Annotated in this window: 13 protein-coding genes; 2 read left to right on the top strand and 11 right to left on the bottom strand. The window is 67.5% G+C overall.

All coding sequences use genetic code 11. From position 1 onward, the window contains the following. Positions 1 to 4 precede the first annotated feature (4 nt). The 5 genes from pdxS to G1H10_RS14075 form a co-directional block, all read right to left on the bottom strand. Complete coding sequence (pdxS, locus tag G1H10_RS14095; protein WP_174264346.1) at positions 5 to 988, bottom strand: pyridoxal 5'-phosphate synthase lyase subunit PdxS; 984 nt, start codon at positions 986 to 988, stop codon at positions 5 to 7. 164 nt (positions 989 to 1152) lie between these two features. Then, on the bottom strand, positions 1153 to 2379 hold the full coding sequence (gene mshC, locus G1H10_RS14090) for a cysteine--1-D-myo-inosityl 2-amino-2-deoxy-alpha-D-glucopyranoside ligase (protein WP_163738677.1): 1227 nt from the start codon (positions 2377 to 2379) through the stop codon (positions 1153 to 1155). 18 nt (positions 2380 to 2397) lie between these two features. Further along, the gene (locus tag G1H10_RS14085; RefSeq protein WP_163738674.1) at positions 2398 to 3228 is read right to left on the bottom strand and encodes an Rv2133c family protein; all 831 of its coding nucleotides are present in this window, start codon (positions 3226 to 3228) and stop codon (positions 2398 to 2400) included. 40 nt (positions 3229 to 3268) lie between these two features. Then, positions 3269 to 3847: an Rv2134c family protein gene (locus G1H10_RS14080; RefSeq protein ID WP_163738671.1), complete on the bottom strand. Its 579-nt coding sequence runs from the start codon at positions 3845 to 3847 to the stop codon at positions 3269 to 3271. A gap of 9 nt (positions 3848 to 3856) precedes the next feature. Then, entirely contained in the window at positions 3857 to 4537 is a 681-nt protein-coding gene (locus G1H10_RS14075) for an Rv2135c family putative phosphatase (protein WP_163738669.1), read from the bottom strand. A gap of 253 nt (positions 4538 to 4790) precedes the next feature. Here G1H10_RS14075 and G1H10_RS33970 point away from each other — a divergent pair, with 253 nt between their 5' ends. After that, entirely contained in the window at positions 4791 to 6185 is a 1395-nt protein-coding gene (locus tag G1H10_RS33970) for a M23 family metallopeptidase (RefSeq protein WP_163738667.1), read from the top strand. Between the two features lie 833 nt (positions 6186 to 7018). Here G1H10_RS33970 and G1H10_RS14065 read toward each other — a convergent pair. The 6 genes from G1H10_RS14065 to G1H10_RS14040 all read right to left on the bottom strand — a co-directional run bounded on the left by G1H10_RS14065 (position 7019) and on the right by G1H10_RS14040 (position 13933). Further along, on the bottom strand, positions 7019 to 8032 hold the full coding sequence (locus tag G1H10_RS14065; RefSeq protein ID WP_312856577.1) for an ABC transporter ATP-binding protein: 1014 nt from the start codon (positions 8030 to 8032) through the stop codon (positions 7019 to 7021). After that, positions 8025 to 9071, bottom strand: a complete 1047-nt coding sequence (locus tag G1H10_RS14060) for an ABC transporter ATP-binding protein (RefSeq protein ID WP_163738664.1) — start codon at positions 9069 to 9071, stop codon at positions 8025 to 8027. Before G1H10_RS14060 ends, G1H10_RS14065 begins: the two co-directional genes overlap by 8 nt. Next, positions 9071 to 10051 (bottom strand): ABC transporter permease, encoded by a 981-nt coding sequence (locus tag G1H10_RS14055; RefSeq protein ID WP_163738661.1) that lies wholly within the window; start codon positions 10049 to 10051, stop codon positions 9071 to 9073. Before G1H10_RS14055 ends, G1H10_RS14060 begins: the two co-directional genes overlap by 1 nt. After that, positions 10044 to 10967 carry an ABC transporter permease gene (locus G1H10_RS14050; RefSeq protein WP_163738658.1) on the bottom strand — a complete coding sequence of 308 codons (924 nt, stop codon included), beginning with the start codon at positions 10965 to 10967 and terminating at the stop codon, positions 10044 to 10046. Before G1H10_RS14050 ends, G1H10_RS14055 begins: the two co-directional genes overlap by 8 nt. Positions 10968 to 11065: 98 nt before the next feature. Next, the gene (locus tag G1H10_RS14045; protein ID WP_163738654.1) at positions 11066 to 12760 is read right to left on the bottom strand and encodes a peptide ABC transporter substrate-binding protein; all 1695 of its coding nucleotides are present in this window, start codon (positions 12758 to 12760) and stop codon (positions 11066 to 11068) included. Between the two features lie 234 nt (positions 12761 to 12994). Further along, complete coding sequence (locus G1H10_RS14040; RefSeq protein WP_163738650.1) at positions 12995 to 13933, bottom strand: undecaprenyl-diphosphate phosphatase; 939 nt, start codon at positions 13931 to 13933, stop codon at positions 12995 to 12997. Between the two features lie 117 nt (positions 13934 to 14050). Between G1H10_RS14040 and G1H10_RS14035 the strand changes: the two genes are divergently transcribed. Then, positions 14051 to 15004 carry an aldo/keto reductase gene (locus G1H10_RS14035; RefSeq protein WP_163738647.1) on the top strand — a complete coding sequence of 318 codons (954 nt, stop codon included), beginning with the start codon at positions 14051 to 14053 and terminating at the stop codon, positions 15002 to 15004. Positions 15005 to 15024: the final 20 nt, after the last annotated feature.

Here is a 15024-nt window from a genome sequence, read left to right as displayed (position 1 = left end):
GGGTTTACCAGCCGCGCTCGGCCAGGCGGTGCGGCTCCGGCACGTCCTCGACGTTCAGGCCGACCATGGCCTCACCCAGGCCCCGGGAGACCTTGGCGATGACGTCCGGGTCGTCGTAGAAGGTGGTGGCCTTCACGATCGCCTCGGCACGCTTGGCCGGGTCGCCCGACTTGAAGATCCCCGAGCCGACGAAGACACCCTCAGCGCCGAGCTGCATCATCATCGCCGCGTCGGCCGGCGTCGCGATCCCGCCCGCGGTGAACAGCACGACCGGCAGCTTGCCCAGCTCCGCCACCTCGCGGACCAGTTCATACGGCGCCTGCAACTCCTTCGCCGCGACGAACAGCTCGTCCTTCGGCAACGACTGCAGCCGGCGGATCTCGTCCCGGATCTGCCGCATATGCGTGGTGGCGTTGGAGACGTCACCCGTGCCGGCCTCGCCCTTGGAACGGATCATCGCCGCCCCCTCGGTCAGCCGCCGCAGCGCCTCGCCCAGATTGGTGGCACCGCAGACGAACGGCACGGTGAACTGCCACTTGTCGATGTGGTTGGTGTAGTCGGCCGGCGTGAGCACCTCGGACTCGTCGACATAGTCGACCCCGAGACTCTGCAACACCTGCGCCTCGACGAAATGCCCGATCCGCGCCTTGGCCATGACCGGGATCGAGACGGTGTTGATGATGCCCTCGATCAGGTCCGGATCGCTCATCCGGGCGACGCCGCCCTGCGCGCGGATATCGGCGGGTACCCGCTCGAGCGCCATCACGGCCACCGCGCCGGCGTCTTCGGCGATCTTGGCCTGCTCCGGCGTGACGACATCCATGATCACGCCGCCCTTGAGCATCTCGGCCATGCCGCGCTTGACCCGTGCGGTGCCGGTCTCGGGGGCCGCTGGGGCCGCAGACTGCGACGTGGACTGTGCCTGGTCGGACACGCTGATCAAACCTCTTCTGTGTACGGAAGGTATGCGCTGTGCTAGTACAACCATCCTACGTCCTCAGTCGGCCGCCCGCGTGTCGCGGCGAAGCCGCAGGCCAATAGAACGACAACGTGGGCCAACCGAACGACGATCCGGCTACGCGCGCGACCACGATGTCATCTCCTTACCGGCGCAGGCCCACACGGGCCAGGTGTGTCTACCTGCGGTGCGTGCTAGAGGCGGACGCCGAGCAGGGTGTCGGCGAGCTGACGCACCAGGCCGGGAGCGGATGCGTCGGCGCCCTCGCCGGCCAATGTCGCCGCCACCCACTCGTCTATCACCCGGAGCGCGCCCGGAGTGTCGAGATCGTCGGCGAGCCGTTCCCGGACGCCGCTCAGCACCGGCGTCGCGTCCGGGCCGGCCGGCCGGGACACCGCCTCCCGCCACCGATCGAGCCGATGTGAGGCGTCCGCCAGCTGCCCGTCGGTCCATTCCCGGTCGGCTCGGTAGTGCTCGGTGTACAGGGCCAGCCGGACCGCGCCCGGGTCGGTCTCGCCGCGCCGCAGTGCTGCGGCGAACACCAGGTTGCCCAGCGACTTCGACATCTTCTCGCCCTGGTAACCCATCATCCCGGCGTGCACGTAGTTCTGGGCGAACGATGGTTTCCCGGTGGCCACGTGTGCCTCGGAGGCACACATCTCATGGTGCGGGAAGATCAGGTCGCTGCCGCCGCCCTGCACGTCGAAGCCGGAACCCAGATGCTCCAAGGCGATCGCCGTGCACTCGATATGCCAGCCGGGTCGGCCGGATCCGTACGGGCTCGGCCAGGCCGGCTCCCCGGGCCGTTCGGCACGCCAGAGCAGGCAGTCCAGCGGGTCCTGTTTTCCTGGGCGGTCCGGATCGCCGCCGCGCTCGGCGAACAGCTCCCGCATGGTGGCGTCGTCGAGCCCGGAGATCGATCCGAACGACGGGTCGGAGCGCACGGAGAAGTACAGGTCACCCCCGACGTCATACACTGCGGACGCGTCCTTCAGCCGCCCGATCAGTTCGGTGATCTCGGCGACGGCGTCCGCGGCGGCGATGTAGGAGTCTGGTGGAAGCACGCGGAGCCACGCCATGTCCGCGCGGAACAGATCGGTCTGTTCCGCGGCCAGGTCCGCCCAGTGCTGGCCGGTCTGCGCGGCACGCTCCAGCAGCGGGTCGTCGATGTCGGTCACGTTCTGCACGTAGCTCACCTGCAGACCGGCGTCCTGCCAGGCCCGGTTCAGTACGTCGAAGGCGACGTAGGTCGCCGCGTGCCCCAGGTGGGTGGCGTCGTACGGGGTGATCCCGCAGACATACAGCGACGCGGTCGATGCCGACGCAGCGACCCGGACCGAGCCGGTCGCCGTGTCGTATAGCCGGACCGGATCGCCCCTCCCGGGTAGTGGCCGGATGTCGTCAGCTGCCCAGGCGTCCATACGTTCGACCCTAGTTGCTCAGAAGACCGGCCACGGCACCGGCATCCTGCCGGCAGGTTCGGGTAACGCCCCATCCTGCAGCAACGTCGAGATCCGCTCGTGCAACGCGTCGATCTCGGCCGGATCGAGCAGTTCCGCCAGCTGCATGGTCAAGGTGCCTCCGAGTGTCTCCTGCAGCCGCACCAGCTCCGCCCGTTCGGCGGCGGTCAACGGCTGACCTGCCCAGCCCCACAGCACGGTCCGCAGCTTCGGCTCGTCGTGGAACGAAACACCGTGGTCAACACCGACGATCGCGGACATGTTCCCGACCATGTCCGGATCGCCGTGCAGCACATGCCCACCCTTGCGGTCGGCGTTGTTCACCACCGCATCGAACAGCGCCAACCGGCGCAACCCGGGCTCGTCGGCGTGGACCAGAACCACAGGCCGGCCGTCCTCACCGAACGCGCTGAGGATCGGGAGCCACCCGTGCGGCACCTCACCTTCTCCCACCACGTCCACCCACGGCGTCGCTCTGCCGGAACGTGCCCCGGACGTGGTCTCCGGGTCTGGTTGTTCCAGCCACAGCTGGCACATCCCCGGTCCGAGCGGGCCGTCGTCGCGCAGCACCGTCGGCGGTACGACGTGCCACCCGGCCGCCTCCGAGACGTGGTACGCCGCCACCTCACGCGCGGCGAGCGTGCCGTCCGGAAAGTCCCACAACGGACGCTCTCCGGAGATCGGCTTGTACACGCACCGCACACGGCGCTCCTCGTGGGCGACCTCGCCCAGCAACGTCATGTTCGACGCGACGACGAGCCGCCCGGAGACGCTCAGCTCACCCTCGGTAAGCAGCCCGAGCAGATCCACAGCGACAACAGCTCTCTGTCTCGATAGCGCTCTGTCTCGATCAGTCCCGCCGCCGGTAGCCGTTCTGGCGCGGGCAGATGTGCCCCTCTGGTTCGAGCGCCAGGCCGCACAACGGGCACGGCGGGCGGCCGGCCGCCACCAGCGCCTGTGCGCGCTTGGCGAAGGCGCGTGCCTCCCCCGCGGTCAGCTTCACCAGGAAAACGTCGCGGGAGGAGTCTTCCGGATTCTCCGGCGGCTCTTCCTCCGCTTCCTCCTCGGCGCCGGCCTCACCGGCGGCATACGCCGTGATGACGACGCGCTCGATCTCCCCCTCCCAGGCGAGCGTCAGCGTGCCCACCCGGAACTCTTCGACGATGGGCTGCTCGAGCGGTGCCAGATCCTCTGCCTCGGGCGGCGCCTCGGATGGGATCGCCGCCTGTCCCTCGGTGCGCCGGACGATCTCGTCCAGCATCGCGTCCACGCGCTCGGCCAGGACCGCGACCTGCTCCTTCTCCAACACCACGCTCGCCAGCTGGTTCTTGTCACGGGCTTGCAGGAAGAACGTGCGTTCACCTGGCTCACCGACGGTGCCGGCGACGAACCGCTCCGGCGAGTCGAATCGGAACACCTGTACTGCCACGGGATAACCCTATCCCGCTCCCCCGCCCACGGCGGCATCACTCGACGGTCTCCGCCTGCGTGCCCGGCGGGCACCGGCCAGCGGGGTCAGATCCTGCCCGGTGTCATTGAGCCGCAGCACGAAAGGGCGGCGTTCGGTGTACGAGATGGCGGTCACCGAGGCCGGGTCCGCGACGATCCGCTGGAACTGGTCGAGATGCATACCGAGCGCGTCCGCGACGATGGATTTGATCACATCGCCGTGCGAGACGGCCGCCCACACCGCGCTGGCTCCGTGTTCGGCGAGAACGTGCTCATCGTGCTCCCGCACGGCGGCCACGGCGCGGGATTGCATCTCCCGCAGCGACTCGCCCTGCGGAAACACGGCCCCCGACGGGTGTTCCTGAACGACCTTCCACAACTTCAACCGGCGCAGCTCGGACAGCGGGCGCCCGGTCCAGGCGCCGTAGTCGCACTCCTGCAGCCGTCCGTCCACGGCGTCGACCTCACCGAGCTCCTTGGCCGTCTGTACGCACCGTTCCAACGGGCTGGTCACCAGCCGCGCCAGACGGATGCCGCGCATCCGCTCGGCCAGCCTGGCGACCTGCTGCTCACCGGTCTCGTCCAGCCGTACACCCGGGCTCCGTCCAGCGAGCACGCCGGCGGCGTTCGAGCCGGTACGACCGTGGCGGATCAACAACACGACAGGCACGCCTCGAAGCGTAACGCGAGGCCGCTACCTTGCCATCACAGATCCCTTCTGTACCATTAGCGTGGTTTTGTTCCGTCGGCGTGATGCTCTCGAGTCGCGCGCGTTGCCGGAATGAGATATGCAAGACCTGGACAGAACCGACAACCGAGGACACGATCCGCGTTGAGAAAAGGACCGGCGCAATCGCCCACAAGGCTTCACGCACCGGCACGAAGGGAGTAGTTCCAGCTCTATGCGCCGTTTCCGACGCAGCATGCGTGCTGTCGTAGCGGCCGGCGCCGGCCTCGTCCTCGTGACAGCCGGCATGCCCGCCCACGCCGAGCCCGCCTCCCCCATCGGCAGCACTGCCGTGGTGATGTCCAACACGACGCCATCACCCGACTCGCCCACCTCGCCGCCCGCCGAACCACCGTCCGGCGATCCGGACGACTACGAACGCACCGACCCAGGGGACGCCTACGACCAGGCCCTCGCCGACGCCCAGACCGTGGCGGTCGCCGAGGCGCAGGAGTTGCTGCAAAGCGTTCTTCACGAGGTCGACGAGGCCAGCGCCAGCCTCGACCGGGCCCGCGCCGCCGCCGACTCGGCCCGCTCCGCCGAGCAAGATGCACGGCGGGAGGTCAAGGTCGCCGAGGAGGCGATCCAGCGCACCGAGCGCGAGATGAACGAGATCGAGGCCAGTACCGAGGACGCCAAGGCGGCCTTGGGCAGCGTGGCCCGCGAGGCCTATCAGAACAACGGGCTCGCCACGGTCAGCGTGGTGCTCGGCGCCGAATCCCCGCAGGAGCTGACCGACCGCTACAACGACATGCGGACCATCCTCAACGCCGGCGACGACGCGCTGGGGCGGCTGGCGTCGCAACAGGCCGATCTGCGCAACGCGTCCGCAACGCTGGAAGCTCAGCGGCAGGACAAAGAACGTCTGGCCGAACAGGCAGAGGAACGGCGCGCCGAGGCGGAACAGGCCGAGACCGCCGCCGAGGAGGCCAGGGCGGAACACGCCGACAAGCAGGAGCAGGTGGAGAAGGCCCTGGAGCTGGCCGAGGATGCCAAGCTCGAGGACTACGAGCGTTACATGGAGCAGATGGACGAGGCCACCGCGGTCACCGAGCTCCTGCAGAATCTGCCCGACCCCGAGCCCGATCCCCCGCGAGACGGCGGTGGCAGCGCGGACCGCGATCGTGACCGTTCCGACGATGGCAGCGGCGACGGGGATACCGACGACGGCGGTGGCGGAAGCGCCGAGGGCACCGGGTCGTTCGCGCTGCCCGGGAACGGGTCGGTCACCTCAGAGTACGGCCCGCGGATGCACCCGATCCTGGGATACGTCAAGATCCACACCGGCATCGACTTCAGCGCGGGCGACGGCAACATCTACGCCGCGGACTCCGGTACGGTCGTGGAGGCGACGTTCAACACCGCCTACGGCAACATGGTGATCGTCGACCACGGGGTTTCCAACGGTCAGCGGATCAGCACTCTGTACGCCCACCAGTCGGGGCTGAGCGTCTCGGTCGGTCAGCAGGTGGCGAAGGGACAGGTCATCGGACAGATCGGTTCCACCGGGTACTCCACCGGACCGCACCTGCACTTCGAGGTCCGCATCAACGGCGAACACACCAACCCCCGCCCGTACCTCCCGCTGTAGGACCGTCCCTACCCACACACAACAGACCGCACGGTCTGCTACACGACCGCCGCCGCTCACACGACAGACCGCACGGTCTGCTACACGACCGCCGCCGCTCACACGACAGACCGCACGGTCTGCTACACGACCGCCGTCGCCCACACTGCAGACCGCACGGTCTGGTACACAACCGCCGCCGCCCACACAACTCGTCCCACAATCGCGTCATCACCGGCTGTTTCTCACACAACCGGTGCGCGGGACCGGGTCGTGCGGGCGGCCGTGTGAATGCTGCCCGGTTCAAGCACGGTTGTGTGAGCGGCCGTGTGACTGACAGCCGCTGAATGAAGGCTTTCTGGGGTCGTGCGACGTGTCGTGCGAATTCCAGCCGCCGGCAGCGGCCAGAACTGCCACGATCAGACGCACGACCCTCTCGAGCGGGCCAAACCGCCACAGCTCTTCACACAACGGCCACGCCGGGCAACGCCACGCCGGGCAACGCCACGCCGGGCAACGCCGCGCCCGGGCAACGCCGCGCCCGGGCAACGCCACGCGGCGAGCAACATCCCGCGAGGCAACCCAGGCCGGGTTGTCGAGGGGGAACGCCGAGAAGAATGCCCTCTTGCCCGGTCAACCAGGACAACTACCCACCCATCCGGTCATCCGGGGCCCATGCCTGCGTGCGCAGTCAATCAGGGGTGATTACCCACCGGCCGGTCAACCAGCAGGGCACCCGCTCACCCGCCCGGTCAACCAGCAGGGCATCCGCTCACCCGCCCGGTCAACCAGAAGAAGCGCCTGCGTGCGCGGTCAACCGAGACGGTACCGGCGGGTCCGGTGACCGCCTGTGTTCAGTCGGTGTGGACGATCTCTACGCTCTCCGCGAAATGACACGCGGACGGGTGGCCCTGCCCACGGTCGACCAGTGCGGGATCCTGGTCGACGCAGATCTGCTGCGCCTTCCAGCAGCGTGTGCGGAACCGGCAGCCGGACGGCGGATCGGCCGGCGACGGCACGTCTCCGGTCAGCACGATGCGTTCCTTCGCGCCGCGCAGTGCGGGCTCATGTACTGGAACGGCGGACAACAGTGCCTGCGTGTAAGGGTGCGCGGGCTGATCGTAGACGTCGGCATGGGTGCCGGACTCGACGATACGGCCGAGGTACATCACGGCCACCCGATCGCTGAGGTGCCGCACCACCGACAGGTCATGCGCGATGAACAGATAGGACAGGCCGAGCTCGTCCTGCAGGTCCTCCAACAGGTTCATCACCTGCGCCTGCACCGACACGTCCAGCGCGGACACCGGCTCGTCGCACACCAGGACGCTGGGGCGCAACGCGAGTGCCCGGGCGACGCCGATACGTTGCCGCTGCCCGCCGGAGAACTGGTGTGGGTACCGGTTGGCATAGTCCGGGTTCAGGCCCACCAGGTCAAGCAGTTCCCGCACCCGTCGCGGCCGTTCCTTGCGCGGCACCACGTCCGGGTGGATGTCCCACGGCTCGGCCACGATGTTGCCGACCGTCATCCGCGGGTTCAGTGACGCGTACGGATCCTGGAAGACGATCTGCACCTGCCGCCGGTAGCGACGCAGCTCGCGCCGGCTCATCGCGGCCACGTCCTTGCCCTCGAACAGGATCTGCCCGGAGGTCGGCTTCTCCAGCCCCATGATCAGCTTGGAGACGGTGGACTTCCCGCATCCGCTCTCCCCCACCAGGCCCATCGTCTCGCCGGGATAGAGTTCAAGATTCACTCCGTCGACCGCCTGCACGTGGCCGACGGTGCGCTGGAAGACGATCCCTTGCGTCAGCGGGAAATGCTTGACCAGGTCCTTGACGACCAGGATCGGCTCACCGGTATCACTCACCGAAAATCTCCTCGCTGTAGTGACATGCCGCCATGCGGGCCGGACGCACTTCCCGCAGCTCCGGCACGTCGCCGGCACAGTCCTGATCGGCCGCGGCGGCAGAGCCGATCCTGGCGTGCGGGCATCGCGGGTGGAATGAGCAGCCCGGTGGGATCGCGGCCAGGTTGGGCGGCTGTCCCTTGATCGGTTGCAGCCGGGTGCCCTTCGTCTCCGCCTGCGGCACCGAGCTCATCAGGCCGGCGGTGTACGGATGCGTCGGCGCGGTGAAGACCTCGTCGATGGTCCCGGACTCGACGATCTTGCCCGCGTACATGACGGCCACCCGGTCCGCGACCTCGTTGACCACGCCGAGGTCGTGCGTGATGAGGATCAACCCCATCCCGGTGTCCCGTTGCAGGTCGTTGAGCAGCTCCATGATCTGCGCCTGGACGGTGACGTCGAGCGCCGTCGTAGGCTCGTCGGCGATCAGGATCTCCGGATCCAGGGCCAGCGCCATCGCGATCATCACGCGCTGGCGCATTCCCCCGGAGAACTGGTGCGGGTAGTCGTTCACCCGCTCGCGGGCCGCGGGGATGCGGACGCGTTCCATGAGCTCGATCGCCTTCGCCTTCGCCTCCCGGCGTGAGGCCCCCTGGTGCGCCCGGTACATCTCGCCGATCTGGTGACCGACGCTGAACACCGGGTTCAACGAGGACAACGCATCTTGGAAGACCATGGCGATCCCAGGTCCGCGGATCACGCGCTGTTGCGCCGCCGGCATCGTGAGCATGTCCTGGCCGTGGAAGAGGATGGAGCCGCCCGTGACGAACCCCGGTGGGCTGTCCAGGATGCCCATGACCGCCTGGACGCTCACACTCTTCCCGGAGCCCGATTCGCCGAGGATGGCCAGCGTCTCGCCCGGCCGGACCGAGTACGTGATGCCGTTCACGGCCCTGACGAGGCCGTGCGGCGTCCGGAACTCGACGTGCAGGTCGTTCACTTCCAGCACGGGAGCCCCGGCGGCGCCGGAGATATCTGGTGTGGTCAAAGTCTGAGACATCAGCGCAACTTCGGGTCGAGGGCGTCACGCAGGGCGTCGCCCATCAGGATGAATGACAGCACCATCAGGGACAGGAAAATACTCGGGAAGAACACCAGGTGCGCGGAATCCCGCAGCCGGCCCATGCCCGCGCTGATCTGCAGCCCCCACGCGATCTCTGGTAGTTGCAGCCCGAAACCGAGGAAGGACAGCGTCGCCTCGGCTGCGATGAACAGGCCCACCGTGATGGTGGCGTACACCAGAACCGGGGCCACCGCGTTGGGCAGGATGTGCCGGGTGAGAATGCGCCACGTCGACGCACCCAGGGCACGAGCCGCCTGGACGTAGTCGGCGTCCTTGACCGACACGACCGTGCCTCGCACGAGTCGCATCGCGGTCATCCACCCGAATATCGCCAGCGCCAGCGACACCTGCGCGATACCTCGGTTCTGCATCACGGACAGCAGCAGGAACGCCCCGAGGACCAGCGGCAGACCGTAGAAGACGTCGGTGATGCGGGCCAGTACCGAATCGATCCAGCCGCCGTAGAACCCCGCGAGCGAGCCCATCGTCACACCGATCAGCAGGACGCCGAGGACGCTGGAGAACCCGACGATCATCGACACCCGCGCGCCGTAGACGACGTTGGCGAAGTAGTCACGGCCCTGGATGTCGTAGCCGAACCAGGCGTCGCCGGTCGGCGGGTCCGCCGACAGTCCAAGGTCGATCACCTGCCGCGGGTCGGCATTGGTGAACAGCTGCGGCGCCACCGCCATCACGGCGAAGATCAGGAAGAGGCCGGCTCCGAGAAGAAAGGTCGGACTGCGGCGGAGCTGACGCCATGCGTCCGACCACAGACTCGCCTGCCGGATCTCACCGCCCGCTTCAGCGACCGTGACGTCTTCGGTGCGCTGTTCCTCCGCGGTGGAGGAGTCGACGATCGTCGGAGAATCGCCGCCGTAGGCCGGCTCCGTGCCGCTGTCCTGCTGTCGTTCAGTCATAGCGGATCCTCGGATCAATGACGGCGTACAGAATATCGACCACCAGGTTGAACGTGATGTAGAAGAAGACGAAGACCGTCACGATCCCGACGATGACGAACCCTTCCTGGCGCTGGACGGACTCGAAGACCGCACGTCCCAAACCCGGAATGTTGAACACCGTCTCGGTGACGATCGCCCCGGCCATCAGGCTCGCCAGGTCGGCCCCGACGAATGTGACCACCGGGATCAAGCTGTTCCGGAGGGTGTGCTTGCCGACCACCACCGACGGCTTCAGCCCTTTGGCCTTCGCCGTACGGACATAGTCCTGGCGCAGGTTCTCCGCGATACTCGTCCTGGTCAGCCGTGCCACATAGGCGAGTGACAGCGCCGCCAGGACGAACGCCGGCAGGATATAACTGCGGAACCCCTCGCTGAGGCCCGCGATGGGGAACCAGCCGAACCGCAGCCCGAACACGTACTGGGCCAGGAACGCCAGCACGAAGACCGGGATCGAGACCACGAGCGTCGTGGAGACGAGCACCAGGTTGTCCATGTAGGAGTTCCGCCGGATACCGGCGAGGACACCGGCGATCACACCGATGATCACCTCGATCACCACCGCCAGCACAGCCAGCCGCACGGTGATCGGAAGCCGCTGCGTGATGGTCTCCGACACCGGCCGACCAGAGAAGTCCTGCCCCAGGTCACCCTGGAGCAGACCGCCCAGATACTTGAGGTACTGGATCAGCAGCGGATCGTTCAAGTTGTATTCGTCCCGGATCGCCGCCTGCGCCGCGGGCGTGAGCGGCCGGTCGCCGGCGAGCGCCCGCACCGGGTCACCGGGCAGCGCGTAGACGATGGTGAAGATCAGCAGGGTGGCGCCGATCAGCACCGGGATCGTCATCAAGAGCCGGCGTGCGATGTAGCGGCCCATGCTCCTCCCTAGCCTTGCCAGTCAACACATTACTCATGGTTGAGGTGCGCCCCACCCCTGGGACGCACCTCAACCGATGAGGATTCAGAGCCGCACGGTCACTCGACGACGGTGACGCTCTGCAGCTCGATCCGGGAAAATGCGTTGATGGTGACGTTGTCCACGCGCTCGGTGTGGACCAGCTGGTTCACACCGTAGAAGAGCGGCGTCGACGGCATCTCCTGGCACAGGATGTCCTCGGCCTGCTGGTAGAGCGAGACGGCCTCGTCGGGGTCGTCCGCCTGGTTGGCCTCGGAGATCAGGCTGTCGAACTCCTCGTTCGTGAAGTACGTGTCATTCGCACCAGCCGGAGGCAGCGCGGACTCGGAGTACAGCGGCTCCAGGAAGTTCTGGATGTGCGGGTAGTCCATCACCCAGCCGGCCCGGTACGGGCCTGTCATCCCCTGGTCGTCCCGGAGCGGGAGGTACTCGGCGAAGTCCAGGCTCTCCAGGTTGTAGTCGGAGATCCCCAGGTTGTCCCGCAGCTGGTTGCCGACCGCCTCAACCCACTGGTCGTGTCCGGCGCCGGAGTTGAACCAGAGGTCGATCGGCTCGCTCCGGTCGAAATCGGTCTCGTCCAGCAGCTCGTTCGCACGGTCGGGATCGAAGGTGTTGAACTCGCACGCGTCCTCGCGGTATCCCTCCACCACCGGGGAGGCCCAGGAGTTCGCCGGCGTCCGCGAGCCCTCGAAGATCGCCTCGGTGATCGCCTCCCGGTTGATCGCCATCGCGAACGCCTGCCGGACCCTCGGGTCCGAGTAGCGCTCGTCGTAGGTCGGGAACGCCAGTGGGGTCATGTCGCCACGCGGGCTCTCCACCCACCGATCGCCCCACTCGTCCGGCCCGGTGCCGATCGCGCTGACGGGGAGGGTGTCGCTGATGTCGAGGTTGCCGGCCTGCACGTCGGTGTAGCCGGTGTTCTCGTCCGCGTACACGCGCAGCTCGACGCGGTCCGCTTGAGCGGCGTCGTCACCGGCGTAGTCCTCGTACCGGTCGAGGGTGATGCCCTGGCCCGGCACGAACTCCTCGTTCGCCATGAACGGGCCGTTGCCGATCGGCTGCCGGCCGAACGCCTCCTCGTCCTCGAAGAAGGCTTCCGGCAGCGGATAGAAGGCCGTGTAGCCGGTGGTCATCGGGAAGATGGAGAACGGGTCCTTCAGCGTCACCGTGAAGGTCCGCTCATCGACGACCTCCAGGCCGGACATCTCCTCGGCGGACGGCTCCTCGACCACCTCGGTGTTGCCCTCGTCATCGGTCTCGACGACACCTTGCAACTCGTCGTAGCCCTCGATGTTCGCGAAGAAGTACGAGTTACCCGCGCCGTTGGGACCGTAGGCGGTCCAGTTCCAGGCGTCGACGAACGACTCCGCCGTCACCGGGCTGCCGTCGTGGAACGTCCATCCGTCCTTCAGCGTGACGGTCCACGTCTGCTGGTCGTCGGACTCGATCGACTCCGCGACGCCGTTGAACTCCATCTCGTACGTGTCGGAGTTGTACGTGACAAGGCCCGTGAACAGCGAGTCCACGATCTGGCCACCTTCGGTCTCATTCGTATTACCAGGGATCAGCGGATTCTCGGGCTCGCCGATGTACGTGCTGAACTCGCCACCTGTGGCTTCACCGGTGTCGCCGTCGCCACTGTCGCCGCTGCCGGTGTCGCCGCCCTCATCGTCGTCGTCACCACCGCATGCGGCAAGCGCGAGCGCTAAAGCGGTGATAGCCGCCAGGCTCGCCTTTCGCGCAGAGTTACGCATTGGGGATACCAACCCTCCTGATTGTGTCGCATTTCCGCCACCCTGGCCCCCCTTTCTAGGCCGACGGATCGGCTACGGCAAGTTTGCAGCATGGCTAGGGGCACACCGCAACCAACTTGTGACTAGTTTCCGGAGTTCAGACGACAAAACATCACGAATTCTCAACGGGCGGTCGTAAATCGTCCGGAACCCGGACGTCGCGCGATCGTTTTGTGTCCTGCGTCGATGCGCTTGTCAGGCGAACTCGCTCAACGTCCCGGTCGCCAGGAGGAGAAGCGTCAGCCCGCCGAGCGCGATCCGGTACAGCACGAACGGTGCGAAAGAGCGCCGCTCCAACCACCGCATCAGCCACGCGATGACGGCATAGCCGGCGAAGAACGACACCACGGTGGCCAAGATCGTCGGTCCCATCCCGTAGACCGAGCCTTCGTCCATGGCCGACGGCCACTCGTAGATGCCCGCCCCCATCACGGCCGGAATGGCCAGCAGGAACGCGAAGCGTGCGGCGGTCGCCCGGTCCAGCCCGAGCAGCAGGCCCATACTGATCGACGCGCCCGACCGGGAGACCCCGGGAACCAGGGCGAGAGCCTGTGCGAGTCCCACCAGGACGGCGTCGCGCAGGTTCAACTGGTCCGCCATCCGATCCTTCCGGCCGACCCGGTCCGAGATGCCGAGGATGATGCCGAGGACCACGAGGGTGGTGCCGACGACCCACAGTGACCGGAAGTCGTGTTCGATCACGTCCTTGAACGTGATACCGCAGATCACGATAGGAATCGTGCCGATGATCACGTACCAGCCCATCCGGGCTTCCGCCGGATCGTAGACGCCAGGGGCCACAGCTCCGGTCCGTGCAAGCCGCCGCCGCCGACGCGGGCCGGCCGCCCCGCCCGCCCCGGCGGCGGCCATCTCCTCGGCTCGCTCCGGCTCCAACGCCGTGCCCCGCCGGAAGACCGAGAGCGACCACGCCCGGATGATCCGCCAGATGTCCTTGATGAAGTACAGGATCACCGCGGTTTCGGTGCCGATCTGTGTGACGGCCGTGAACGCCGCACCCGGGTCCTCCCACCCGAACAGCTGCGGGTAGATCCGCAGATGCGCACTGGACGAGATGGGGAGGAACTCGGTGAGTCCCTGCAGCACGCCGAGGACGACGGCCTGGAACCATTCCATGCGTGTGGTGCTCCTATCACGGCTGATCACGGGTGCGGGAGATGCAACACCGCACCGCACCACCTTAACCGGCCGCGTTTGCACAGCCGACGCTGGCAAAGCCGGTACTCTCGCCGTGTGGAACTGCGACGACTGGGCAGAAGCGGACTCCGCGTGTCGCGCTACGCGTTGGGCACGCTGACCTGGGGCCGGGACACCGACGAGCACGACGCCCGGGAACAGTTGGAGATCTTCGTCGAAGCCGGCGGGACGCTCATCGACACCGCCGCGTCGTACGGCGAGGGAGCCAGCGAGGAGTTACTCGGCCGGCTACTCGATAAGAGCGTGCCCCGGGCCGACGTCGTCATCGCCACCAAGGCGGGCCGATCCGGCCCGTTCGGCCAGGACGTCGACGACGTCTCCCGCAAGATGCTGCTGGATCAGCTCGACGACTCGCTGGACCGGCTCGACGTCGACTACGTCGACCTCTGGCAGGTGCACACCTGGCACGATGGGACGCCCCTGGAAGAAACGCTCAGCGCCTTGGACTACGCGGTGGCCACCGGGCGCGCCCGGTACGTCGGCGTGTCCAACTACGCCGGGTGGCAGACCGCGTGGGCCGCAGCGCATCAGGCCGCGGCTCCCGGCCGGACGTCGATCATCTCCACGCAGGTCGAATACTCTCTGGTCCAGCGCGGTGTGGAACGTGAGGTGGTGCCGGCCGCGCGGCAGTTCGGCATCGGCCTGCTGCCCTGGTCACCGCTCGGTCGCGGCGTGCTGACCGGAAAATACCGCCGCGGTACGCCGGCCGACTCGCGGGCCGCGGCCTCGCACATGGCGGGGTTCGTCGACCAGTATCTCGACGCACGCTCACGGCAGATCGTCGAGGCCGTCTGCACTGCCGCCGACGGCCTCGGTGTCCAGCCGCTCCAGGTGGCCCTGGCGTGGGTGCGGGACCGGCCGGGCGTCGCCGCACCGCTGCTCGGCGCCCGCACCACCACTCAGTTACGGACCCAATTGGCCTCCGACGACATCGAGCTACCGGACGAGATCCGCACGGCCTTGGACGAGGTCTCTGCCGCCGCGGCGTAGGCACACGCAGCGGACCAGCC

The organism is Phytoactinopolyspora halotolerans, from assembly GCF_010550675.1.
Lineage (GTDB): Bacteria > Actinomycetota > Actinomycetes > Jiangellales > Jiangellaceae > Phytoactinopolyspora > Phytoactinopolyspora halotolerans.
Note: the sequence above shows the minus strand (reverse complement) of the source record. Positions and strands in the feature narration are given on the sequence as shown.

Coding starts and splice junctions, on each gene's coding strand:
- pdxS (WP_174264346.1), bottom strand. CDS start 988: ATGGTTGTACTAGCACAGCGCATACCTTCCGTACACAGAAGAGGTTTG.
- mshC (WP_163738677.1), bottom strand. CDS start 2,379: ATGGACGCCTGGGCAGCTGACGACATCCGGCCACTACCCGGGAGGGGC.
- G1H10_RS33970 (WP_163738667.1), top strand. CDS start 4,791: ATGCGTGCTGTCGTAGCGGCCGGCGCCGGCCTCGTCCTCGTGACAGCC.
- G1H10_RS14060 (WP_163738664.1), bottom strand. CDS start 9,071: ATGTCTCAGACTTTGACCACACCAGATATCTCCGGCGCCGCCGGGGCT.
- G1H10_RS14055 (WP_163738661.1), bottom strand. CDS start 10,051: ATGACTGAACGACAGCAGGACAGCGGCACGGAGCCGGCCTACGGCGGC.
- G1H10_RS14050 (WP_163738658.1), bottom strand. CDS start 10,967: ATGGGCCGCTACATCGCACGCCGGCTCTTGATGACGATCCCGGTGCTG.
- G1H10_RS14045 (WP_163738654.1), bottom strand. CDS start 12,760: ATGCGTAACTCTGCGCGAAAGGCGAGCCTGGCGGCTATCACCGCTTTA.
- G1H10_RS14040 (WP_163738650.1), bottom strand. CDS start 13,933: ATGGAATGGTTCCAGGCCGTCGTCCTCGGCGTGCTGCAGGGACTCACC.